The organism is Ekhidna sp., assembly GCF_040223195.1.
Taxonomy (GTDB): Bacteria; Bacteroidota; Bacteroidia; order Cytophagales; family Cyclobacteriaceae; genus Ekhidna.
This window is the reverse complement of the sequence record NZ_JAVKDX010000005.1, coordinates 1-2,174: the sequence shown is the minus strand read 5'-3', so window position 1 is coordinate 2,174 and position 2,174 is coordinate 1. Positions and strand designations below refer to the sequence as shown.

Genomic DNA, 2,174 nt, shown 5'->3' with positions numbered 1-2,174 from the left:
GGGGAAATACATGAAGAACGGGATCGGGGAGAGCTTCAGGGTGTATTGAATTTGATTACAGCGGAGAGTGCACGATACGAGACGGTTAATACCAACAACTCCAGAGGGTATACCAAATACAAAAGCTTTCCTGATTTAAATGTGGATTATTCGTCAGATGAATATGAAATCCATACCGTCAGCTACTTTGATAATTATGATTTTCTGGAGTACCCTGACTGGGACGAAGAAGGAAATAATTTTTCTTTTACCACTCCGCTTGGGGGTAGTGAATACGGATGGGCACCTGATGGGTATATCCTACTGACTGAGAATTTGAAAATATACGATCTTTCCACACTGGATGGAAATAAGTATGCGACCAGGGAAGGTGTCGGTATTTGGCTGTATTCTACTTCCCATCCGGAAACAGCCCCTCAGCAAATAACCAATCAGGATGCGTATTACAGTTCTTACGATTTTGAGATTATCCCTGCCCGGTCACATTATGCGAACGTACCTGACCGCTCCACAGGGAGCAAGGTAAAAGTCCTGGGGACAGACACCTGGCTAAATACGGTTGTTTACTACGACGAAAGAGGACGGGTCATTCAGACCGTCTCTGAAAACCACAAAGGCGGAAAAGACCGTTTGACCAATGACCTGGATTGGAAAGGAGAGTTGAAGCAGATGCTGGTGGAGCACTCCAGTGCTACTGATGATGTTTCTATTCTCAGCGAATACGAATACGCGCACAATGGACAACTTCTCAAAACCTATCAAACCATAGATAATGGAGATCGGGTGGTTGTTGGTGATTACCATTACAACATTCTCGGTGAGCTGGTTGAAAAGAATCTTCATTCCTTGAACGGGGTGTCCTACTTACAATCCATTGACTACCGCTACAACCTCCAGGGCGCCATGACCCGCATCAATGACGCAGATTTGGATGATGGCGAAAATGACCTCTTCGGCATGGAGTATTTCTATGAAGCATCCACATCGATCAACGGTAGCCCAACCAGCCCACGCTATGACGGCATGGTCAATGCCATGGTGTGGAACGCAACCAATATCACCCCAACCTCTGATCCGCCTGTTGGCGGAGGACCACAGGGGGGAACTAAAACCGGTATCGCCTTCTCTTACGACCACCAAAGCAGGCTTACCTCCACATCTTACGGCACAGGAGCCTCACTCAATGATCCTGCCACGGCCAATGCCTTCAGCATATCCGTGGGACAGTATGACGATAATGGAAACATCCATTCCCTTAGCAGAAAGGCTGATGGCGAAGAGATAGACAACCTAACCTACACCTACCTCCCCAATAGCAATAAGCTGGATGCCGTGCAGGATAGCGGCACCAAGGCAGGCTTCAACGATGACAACATTCCTTCGGGAATCAAGACCCTGGGAAGCACCGAGTATGAATATGACGGGATGGGCAACATGACCTTTGATGCGCATAAGGAGATAGCACTTCATTACAATTACATGCAATTGGTAGATCGCATCGATTTCCTGGATGAAGATGAGATCCTTACCTCCATTGTGTACACCTATGATGCAGCCCGCAACCGGCTGGCCAAAGAAGTACTGGATGCCGATGGCAACTCCATTGCCAAAGTGGACTCTGTAGGCCTGGTGGAATACCTGGACGATGAGATCAACCAGGTGTTTACCGATGAAGGCCGAGCCTATGAGCAAATCGGGGTATACCACTACGAGTACTTCATTACCGACCATCAGGGCAACAACCGGGTGGCCTTTGGCAACCTGCCCGAGCGAAACATCTACACCGCCACCATGGAGCTGAACCGGGAAGCGTATGAAGAAACCCACTTCAAATTTCCGAATGATGACATACGAAGCGCCGCAGAAAACCATACGCCACTGGGTAAGGGTAGTGTAGCGCTGAATGGGGCAGTGGCTAACCGACAGGTTGGGCCGGCCAAGGTGCTGACCATCGCGCCGGGTGATGAAGTAGACATAGAAGTATGGGCGAAGTATGGCGCAGCTTTCACGGATAATACACCGGTAGCAGGTATTGCTTCTGCTATACTTGATGCATTCAATTTAGCAGGCGCAGCAACCGGATTAGAAGGACAAGGCAGTTCATTATCCAGTGCATTGAGTTCTGGAAGTTCCGCGCTGTTTGCCAATAGCCAAAGCGAGCAGCCAAGGGCCTA

General features: G+C 48.9%; 1 protein-coding gene. It reads left to right on the top strand.

Annotated features, from left to right (window positions below):
- The coding region (locus RLN88_RS01385) for an RHS repeat domain-containing protein (RefSeq protein ID WP_350219576.1) at window positions 1–2,174 on the top strand (2,174 nt) is incomplete at both ends.